The organism is Sporolactobacillus inulinus (genome assembly GCF_006539285.1).
Classification (GTDB): Bacteria; Bacillota; Bacilli; order Bacillales; family Sporolactobacillaceae; genus Sporolactobacillus; species Sporolactobacillus inulinus.
Genome location: NZ_BJMS01000114.1, coordinates 1 through 9,032, shown reverse-complemented (window position 1 = coordinate 9,032; position 9,032 = coordinate 1). Strand labels below are relative to the sequence as shown.

Here is a 9,032-nt window from a genome sequence, read left to right as displayed (position 1 = left end):
TTAATTAGCAGAAGTTCCTCTTACAATTAGCGAAAGTTCATTTTTAATTAGCAAAAGTTCCTTTTACATTTAGTGAAGATCCTGTACAAGGGCTATTTTTCCGTCTATTTATCAGATTTGAGCGCTTAACCTGATCGCCCAAGCGATAAGTGCGGACCCTCTTGATCCCAGACGCGGGAATCAGCATCTTTTTATCGGCGCGTTGAGAAAGTACTTTTTTCCTTGCTAGAAAAGGAAAGGCACCCTAAGACAGGGTGCCTTTTCATTATGCATATGCGTTTCATTAAAGATATCCGGTCATTTCATTTAACGATCAAAACGGGAACTTGTGAACGCTGGACAACCCCATGGCTGACGCTGCCCAAAAATTCCTTAACGCCGCTTAACCCGCGGCTGCCGATGACAATCAGATCATAATCGTTTTGGCCGGCGAAATCAATAATTGTTCGTACCGGCTGGCCTTCTTTGACAAAGGTCTCTGTTTTGTTCGGCAATGCGTCAAGCGTTTGATCCGTACGGCTTACCACTTCATGGCCATACTTTATGATCGATTCGCGTACTTGACGGTACACTTCGCCGACAACAAATTGGTTGGTCGGCACGGTCACAACATTAAGAACATTCAGCTCCGTATCGGCATCGAGCCGAGCCAAATCTGCTGCTTTTTGCAGTGCCTTCTTCGACAAATCGGAGTCATCATAGGAAACCAATATTTTTTTAAAGAGCATACCAAACACCGCCCCTCTCACAAGTTGACACGGAACCGTTCAAAAAGGGAGATCACATTGTCCGGAACACCGCAAAATTCAAGCGAATGAACAGGCGGTCACTCGGTTCCCAAACATTCCCTGTCACCTTTATTTTACCACAAAATTCCCGTTTTAGTGGGACAACATAGGCAGACAGCCGTACAAAAAGTTCATCATTTACACATGCTCCGTTTTTCTAAACGCTTATCATTTTCTCATATCTGCGTTATATTATTAGAAGATGAAACAGATGCAAAAGCTATTATTTGGCAGCGTTTTCACAATTAAGTTCTTGCCGGTCTTTCGCGGCGCGTTGTAAAGCGATCAGATCACCTTCAAAATACGGTGAGAAATCGAGGGTTTAGCATGAAAAAAGGATTAATTTTTATTGGTTTTTCAACACTATTCTTTAGCACAATGGAAATTGCAATCAAATTGGCGGGCTCGCAATTCAATCCAATGCAACTCAATTTTCTGCGTTTTCTAATCGGATCCATTATTCTGTCGCCGCTTGCCATCCGCCATTTGAAGGGGAGCGGATTTACGCTTGATAAAAGTAAAGTGCTTTATTTTTTGTTTTCCGGATTTATGTGCGTTGTGGTCAGTATGACTTTCTTTCAGATGGCGATTGTCTATGCAAAGGCATCGACCGTTGCGATTCTGTTCAGCTGCAACGCCGTGTTTGTCATCCCGTTTGCCCACTTCTTTTTGAAGGAAAAGCTGACAAAGCTGTCGCTCGTGTCACTCGTTGTCAGTTTGGCAGGCATGCTGTTTATTGTGAACCCTGAAAATCTAACCAACGTGACCGGTATCACGCTTTCGCTGATTGCCGCAGTCACCTTCGCGCTCTATGGGATTGTCGGGCGCAAAGGCAGCTTGAAATACGGATTTGACGGGGTTGTCCAGAGCAGCTTCAGTTTCCTGTTCGGCAGTATGGAACTGCTGGTGCTGATCTGGATCACCAAGATTGGCGCGATTGCCGGGTGGCTGAGAAGCGTTGGGCTGAATGATTTCGCCAACATTCCTGTACTGCAAGGCATTTCCTGGGGCACTTTGCCGATGCTGATCTATCTGGGCGTGTTTGTCACCGGACTCGGTTTCAGCTTTTATTTTCTTGCCATGGAGACAACTTCGGCATCAACCGCCTCGCTGGTCTTCTTTATTAAGCCGGCACTGGCTCCGGTTCTCGCACTGCTGATTCTCGGCGAATCGATTACACTCAATGTCTTGGCGGGCATTCTTTTAATTCTGGCCGGCTCATGTGTTGAACTGATCTCCGACAACCGGCAGGCGAAACTTAAAAAACAGCACATGATCAAACAACCGATTGCCGGCAAGGAAGCGCATGTTCGGTAAGGATTAAAAAAAGCCGACCCCAGAAAATGGGGCCGGCTTTTTTAATCCTCTCTTTCCACACTCAAAACGCGCCCGTCTATTGAAGCGATTTCCACCTCGTAGACGATTCCTTGATCGGTTAAGACATAAACTTCATATTTCAATAAGTGATCATCTAAATCCATATCAACATGAATGATTTGCCCCGGTACACGGGCAACGGCAATCTCTGCCGCTTGCTGCGCCGTAATGCGCTGACGGTAATCCGCCGCAGGTCCATTTGCCGCCGGATTGGTTCCGTACATCAATTAAACCGCCTCCTCATCAAGATCCGTTTCCTCACTAGTCTATGATGGAAGGCGGAATCTGTGCCTTTGCCTAAACGATGAAGCTCCGCGCGACTTCTCTTTTTCATTCGAGGCAATAGATATTTAAGCAGCATCACTACGGAAAAGCCGAAGTTGATTAATGGTCCTGTTCAAGCCGCTCAATTGACATTATTCCTACGAATTAATTATGGATTAATTTCATAAAATCAAATATAATGAAACTATATCACTTAATTTTATTAAAAGGGAGAGATTGTTTCTGTGGATAGTCCTTCAGATGACCCTGGGAGTCCGTTGTTCTTTCAATTTGGATTGATCGGGGTCCTTACATTAATTAATGCTTTTTTCGCCGCCGCTGAGATTGCGCTTGTTTCCTTGAATAAAAAGAGTATTGAAAGGCAGGCGGCTGCCGGCAATAAAAAGGCACTAATCATTAGCAAAGTGATCGATGATCCAAGCAGATTCCTAGCAACCATCCAAGTGGGCATTACTTTAGCCAACTTTTTCTCAAGTGCATCCGCCGCAACCGGTTTAGCAAACCAATTTGCATCGTTTCTCGGAACGATGCCTTATGCAAAGGAACTTTCCATCGCTGTGATTACCCTCGTGCTTTCTTACATCACGCTGGTATTCGGTGAGCTGTTCCCGAAAAGAATTGCGCTTCAGAACGCTGAACGTATTGCCGCATTCGCTGCAAGGCCTATTTTCTTAATTGGCAAATTCACTTATCCCTTTGTCTTGTTTTTATCTTTTTCCGTCAATGTGCTGGCAAAGTTTATTCATGTCGGTAAAGATGATGGAAAAGAACAGGTCAATTCGCGTGAAGAAATCAAATTGCTCGCACAATCCGGTCATGATGATGGCTCGGTGAATACCGAAGAGTTGGAAATGATTCGTGGTGTCTTTGAACTGGATGATAAAATTGCCAGAGAAATTATGACCGCCCGAACCGATTCCTTTATCATTGATGCCGATACACCACCGGATCAGCTGACCGAGCTGATTTTAAGCGAAAAATATTCACGTATTCCGGTTTATGAACAAGACCGTGATCGCATCATCGGCCTTTTGAATATCAAAGACTATTTTCACGCTGCAAGCAAAGTCGGCTTTGAGAACGTTGCTTTGCGCTCCGTGATGCGTGAAGCCTTCTTTGTACCGGAAACGAGATATATTGACGACCTGTTAAAAGAAATGCGCGAAAGCCATCAGCATTTAGCTGTGTTGATTGATGAATACGGCGGTTTTGCCGGTATCGTTACGATGGAAGATTTGATTGAAGAGATCGTCGGTGAAATTGAAGATGAGTATGATGAAACAAAACAGCCGCTGACGCGGATCGATGAATCCACCTATCTAGCCGAGGGCTCGATGGAGCTCGATGCCTTCAATCACCATTTTAAAACCGATATTGATGTTCCGGAGTTTGATACACTCGCCGGATGGATGCTCAGCCAGATTGGCTCAATACCCAATGAAGGCTTCAAGCCGACCGTGACGTACAAGAACATGCTGTTCACGGTTAAATCCATAAACGGCAACCGGCTCGAGAAGATCGGGATTAAATTCATCAACCCTGCCAGCAGTTCTGCCGCCTCATAGAGAAAACCAGCCGTCCCCTAAGAGGCGGCTGGTTTTGTGTTTGCAAGGATAGAGACAAATGAGGATGTGACCAACAAATGAGGATTGAAGTGGGCTTTTCATTTGATTTAACTGGCTGTAGTTGATTAATCCGAGCATTTATGACTGATTTCTGCCCCCCCTTTAAGCCCCAGTCACTGATCCGCTCGCTCTGCATTCTTGCAGGAGGCAGAAACTCTGTACTTTATGTGCCGCTTTATCCTATCGGCATCATTTTCAATAGAGGCGGTATTTTGCTTTGTCCTTTAAGAGCATCACAAAGCTGCACCCTTTGGGGGCGTAACTCTCCTGCTCGATCTTGCACTGTCGCAGTCCCGCCCATTGCATCTTTTACACGTTACCGGGTATAATAAAGACACAAGGAACGTAAAATAAAACCGCCAGCGCGCGAACACTGGCGGAATGGCAATATCCGCACAGAGCGGATACAGCGCATCAATTAAAGCTTACATTTCTGGAATGATCTGCTTCAATCAAAGCCACTGTGAATGGCATAGAAGCGGATCATTTCTTTTTATCTGACAGCATCAGCACCAACACACCAAAACTGATCATCAGTGTGATCGCTTGAAATACTGTCATCGGCTTCACCCCCTTTCCGAGGGCGTCACCGGATCCGCTCATATGCTTCATCTTCATCTACTGCCTGTGTTGATTATAGCATGTCATCCCTCATTTAAGATGTGTATCAATGAAAAGCAATGCAGAATCATTTTCATCAGATTTATTCAACAATTTAGTCAGTTGTCGATTTAAATAAAAAATGCATCAAGGTCAGCTATTAGCTGAAAGCCTTAATGAATCAACGTTATATGAGAGAGCTTCTGCAAACTTCTTAAATATCCCTTGGCCTGCTGGACCCACTATTAAATTACTATGTGTTGCAACAAAATGTGTTGAGTTGTTGGATGTTAAATGGAATAAAAATATGGCGCCGTTGACAGAGAATGCGCCATATGAAACTATTATTTGAGGTTATTAGGGATTTTGCGCGTCTCAGGAAGTGTGGATGACCAGTGAAGCGGCTGATCCACGAATTCCGAATCCTTCAAGTCCCTATTGGGGTTGCTCAAAAAAGGTACTTGAGATATTGGAAGGGATGGCGTCCATTCTCTTTGGCTGTCTGAACGATTAACAATCTCCGAAGTGGAGTTATGCGATAATTCCTTCCTCCAAGTTTCTCCATAGGTGGTGGGCTTCTCTGGCAAGATGTTCCAACATGTTTCGCGGTGCAGTAGTGATAGCGGCACACTGCTTGATTAGAGCATCTAATTTTAATTTAAATGCCTCTAAATCTTTTGCTTCGTTAATCACCATTTGCCTAAAAACGTTTAAAGCGGGTAGCATCTCAGGCCGTGGTTTTCGAACGATTGTTCTGAGCGCGTTTGCTTGGAGAAAAAGTCGCTCAAACTTTTGCGTCATTCCCCTTACCTTATCTTGAAGTTCATAATATGATGGATCTAAATAATGCTGAACAAAAGCAAGATGATCCGCCATTTGTCTCAACCAGAACGTACTTTCATGGATGACCGAATCCGCTACAAGAACTTGACCGCCACTTTGTATTAACCCAAATACTTTCTGGGACTCCTCGGCTTCTCGTATCATATGATCCATAAGTGATACTGGCGTTGAAACAATCACTTCACAGTGTAAAGCCTTATTCATGCCAAGCGTAAGGAAATTACGAAATTCACTTACCGCTTGTTGCGATTCATTAATTAAAATAGCAAAATCCCCCTGTTTCTCTTCCGCTCTCCGCCATATCCCTTCCAAGCTCTGAACCATACTCTGGTTTGCACGTGCTAATTCCAATTCATAATGACTTATTTCCCTGTCAAAAAATTGACCATGCTCTAAATTACTTCGCAACCAAAAGGCTACGATCCCATATGCATCCCTTTCGTAGTTATCCGTATACCCCATAAGTACACCTCTTTCCATTTTCAATACGATTATATTCTGAGGAAATTTGGCTATGCAAAAGTGATTATATTACAGTTAAAATAAAAAAATACCCTTGATTGAAGGCCAAAATATAACAAACGGCTCGCGCTCGATTTATTTAACATCTGTTCGTATTACCATTCAAGGTGGAAAAATGTAAGAGGCAATGATGGAAATAAAAAAATCTCCTTTTCAGGAGATTTTTTTTAGGAGACTTATTAAATTAAACCTTGTGCAACCATCGCATCAGCTACTTTTGTAAATCCGGCGATATTTGCCCCAACTACTAAGTTGCCAGGGTAGCCGTATTCTTCAGCAGCCTTTACGCTGTTACGGTAAATGTTAACCATAATTTCATGAAGTTTGCTGTCAACTTCTTCAAATGACCAAGAAAGTCTTGTACTATTTTGAGCCATTTCTAGCGCTGAAACCGCAACACCGCCAGCATTTGCAGCTTTCGCTGGTGCAAATAGTACTTCACTGTTTAAGAATACACTCACTGCTTCAAGAGTGGATGGCATGTTAGCCCCTTCACCAATTGCCTTAACCCCATTTGATACCAAAATTTTTGCAGAGTTTACATCAATTTCATTTTGTGTTGCACAAGGAAGGGCAATATCACATGGAATGGACCAAATGCCTGAGCACCCTTCAAAGTATTGTGCTTGTGGATGATCATTGACGTATTCGTAAATTCTCTTACGCTCAACCTCTTTAATTTGCTTAATCGTTTCAACATTTAAGCCGTTTTTATCATAGATATAACCGTTAGAATCACTGCAGGCAACAACTTTAGCACCGAGCTGTTGCGCTTTTTCAATTGCATAAATGGAAACATTTCCTGATCCGGAAACAACGACGGTGCTTCCTTCGAAGCTTAGACCTTTATCCTTTAGCATTTCTTCAACAAAATAAACAGCACCATAGCCGGTTGCTTCTGTTCTTGCTAAGCTTCCGCCGTAAGTAAGTCCTTTACCGGTAAGTACGCCTGGTTCATTATTGCCGCGAAGCTTCTTGTACATACCAAATAGGAAACCAATTTCTCTGCCCCCTACTCCGATATCTCCTGCTGGAACATCGACATCAGGTCCGATATGACGATATAGCTCTTGCATAAAGGCTTGGCAGAAGCGCATGATTTCACCATCAGATTTACCCTTAGGATCAAAGTCAGAACCGCCTTTACCGCCGCCGATTGGCTGGCCAGTTAAGGAGTTTTTCAAAATTTGCTCAAAGCCTAGAAATTTAACAATGCTGGCATTAACAGATGGGTGGAAGCGAAGTCCGCCCTTGTATGGTCCAATTGCACTGTTAAATTGAACGCGGAACCCACGGTTTACTTGAACTTTACCGTTATCATCTACCCAAGGGACACGGAAAGAAATCACTCTTTCTGGTTCCACAATTCTTTCTAAAATGCCTTGTTCCATATATTTTGGATGTTTTTCCAATACGGGTATGAGGGAGTTGAAAATCTCCTCAACAGCCTGATGAAATTCACGTTCAAAAGGGTTGCGGTGTTTTACCGTTTCAAAAACCTCACTCACGTAGTCTCTCACCGCTTGTGTTCCCGATTTTTTTACATCCTCGATCGTTTGTATAGAAATCAACCCCTTTCCTAAATTTTAAATCTATTTTATCAATCCTTTATTGAAAATTCTTTTTTTGACCGCAACTTATTTTATAATATATAAATATTCTAAGCAATATGAATTATAGAGAAGTTTAATGCCGAAATTAGATGGGTGGCTAAACTTACCATTAGTTTAAGCGGAAGGGGGTGGAATGAATGGAGTTAAGGCAGATTCAATAGTTTATTGAAGTAATGATACTTAAAAAGTATATCCTTCTTTTACAGCTCTAAAATAATTTGCTTTAACAATAAAAAATGCATCAACATTTTATGAGAGAGCCTCCAACCGGACTTGAATCAGCGATTACTTCTTACCATAACTGATCTGGTTGTTTTTATTGAATTGACCCTATTGGTTAAATTTAATATAATGTTTTTTGTTGTTTTATTTAGTTGGCTGTATTTAATAAATAACTGGGATTTACGGCTGATTCCTCTCCGCTTTAAGCCCTCTCGGCAGATCTGCCAACTGCTTAATTTTAAGCGGTGCACATCTCCGTCCGTTGCATTTTTCTTCCGGATACGGGTATAATAAGAGCACAGGGAACATAAAATAAAATCGCCAGTGCTACACACACTGGCGGAATGCCAATATCCGCACAGAGCGGCACAGCACAACGATCAAAGTGCTAAATTACAAGGATGATCCACTTCAATCACTGCGAATGGCATATGAAGCGGATCATTTCTTTATATCTGACAGCATCAGTATCAGCACTGCAAAACTTATCATCAATGTTAATGCTTGAAATACTGTCATCGGCGCCACCCCCAATCCATAAGGGTGTCATTGCCCGCCCATATGCTTTATCTATTACCTGTGTTGATTATAGAATGCCATAACCCATATGTAGTTCGTTCTGATACTCGGGTAAGCCCTCTTTCCTCGCAAAACCGTAGAACGTCCTTAAAGAGCATTTCATACCCCAAGACGTGCTCTTAGATAAATTCTCTAGTTCCTTATCAGCGAGAATATCCTTCACAGCAAAATGAATCAGCATCGAAAAAACCACTTCCCACAGTTTCCGTGCTCACTGTGGGAAGTGGTTTTAGCAATAACCTTTGTGATCTACCCCTGACTACTTTACTAATAGCAAGCAATTTCAGAGGCATAACCCTTATACAACGCACTTTTAAGCTTCCAACTGGACTTGAACCAGCGACCCCTTCCTTACCATGGAAGTGCTCTACCGAACTGAGCTATGGAAGCATGGCTCCACAGGTAGGACTCGAACCTACGACCGATCGGTTAACAGCCGATTGCTCTACCACTGAGCTACTGTGGAATACTTAATAAAATATGTATATTATAATGTATTTTCCCTTATTAGGGAAGGTTTACATTATAAATAGAATAAGAAACAGGCTGCCATACCAATGACTTCCTGCCTCTCTCAA

Annotated in this window: 8 protein-coding genes and 2 tRNA genes; 2 read left to right on the top strand and 8 right to left on the bottom strand. The window is 42.7% G+C overall.

Annotation, left to right across the window (positions count from 1 at the left end; genetic code table 11):
• Positions 1–302 precede the first annotated feature (302 nt).
• The gene (locus SIN01_RS12870; RefSeq protein ID WP_010023284.1) at positions 303–728 is read right to left on the bottom strand and encodes a universal stress protein; all 426 of its coding nucleotides are present in this window, start codon (positions 726–728) and stop codon (positions 303–305) included.
• Between the two features lie 387 nt (positions 729–1,115).
• Between SIN01_RS12870 and SIN01_RS12865 the strand changes: the two genes are divergently transcribed.
• Positions 1,116–2,105, top strand: coding sequence for a DMT family transporter (locus tag SIN01_RS12865; RefSeq protein ID WP_141306116.1), 990 nt, complete (start codon positions 1,116–1,118; stop codon positions 2,103–2,105).
• A 41-nt stretch (positions 2,106–2,146) separates the two neighbouring features.
• On the opposite strand, the gene SIN01_RS12860 is transcribed toward SIN01_RS12865, so the two are convergent.
• Entirely contained in the window at positions 2,147–2,389 is a 243-nt protein-coding gene (locus SIN01_RS12860) for a PepSY domain-containing protein (protein ID WP_010023286.1), read from the bottom strand.
• 285 nt (positions 2,390–2,674) lie between these two features.
• Here SIN01_RS12860 and SIN01_RS12855 point away from each other — a divergent pair, with 285 nt between their 5' ends.
• Entirely contained in the window at positions 2,675–4,015 is a 1,341-nt protein-coding gene (locus SIN01_RS12855) for a hemolysin family protein (RefSeq protein ID WP_010023287.1), read from the top strand.
• A gap of 543 nt (positions 4,016–4,558) precedes the next feature.
• Here the strand turns inward: SIN01_RS12855 and SIN01_RS15780 are convergent.
• From SIN01_RS15780 to SIN01_RS12835, 6 genes are all read right to left on the bottom strand, one after another.
• Complete coding sequence (locus SIN01_RS15780) at positions 4,559–4,636, bottom strand: putative holin-like toxin (RefSeq protein ID WP_507772786.1); 78 nt, start codon at positions 4,634–4,636, stop codon at positions 4,559–4,561.
• 570 nt (positions 4,637–5,206) lie between these two features.
• Positions 5,207–5,980 carry a DUF2935 domain-containing protein gene (locus SIN01_RS12850; protein WP_010026907.1) on the bottom strand — a complete coding sequence of 258 codons (774 nt, stop codon included), beginning with the start codon at positions 5,978–5,980 and terminating at the stop codon, positions 5,207–5,209.
• A 239-nt stretch (positions 5,981–6,219) separates the two neighbouring features.
• Positions 6,220–7,602 carry an NADP-specific glutamate dehydrogenase gene (gdhA, locus tag SIN01_RS12845; protein ID WP_029548308.1) on the bottom strand — a complete coding sequence of 461 codons (1,383 nt, stop codon included), beginning with the start codon at positions 7,600–7,602 and terminating at the stop codon, positions 6,220–6,222.
• A gap of 714 nt (positions 7,603–8,316) precedes the next feature.
• Positions 8,317–8,394 carry a putative holin-like toxin gene (locus SIN01_RS15715; protein ID WP_373864408.1) on the bottom strand — a complete coding sequence of 26 codons (78 nt, stop codon included), beginning with the start codon at positions 8,392–8,394 and terminating at the stop codon, positions 8,317–8,319.
• Between the two features lie 376 nt (positions 8,395–8,770).
• Positions 8,771–8,844, bottom strand: a tRNA-Thr gene (locus tag SIN01_RS12840).
• A 1-nt stretch (position 8,845) separates the two neighbouring features.
• Positions 8,846–8,920 (bottom strand) — tRNA-Asn (locus SIN01_RS12835).
• Between the last annotated feature and the right edge of the window lie 112 nt (positions 8,921–9,032).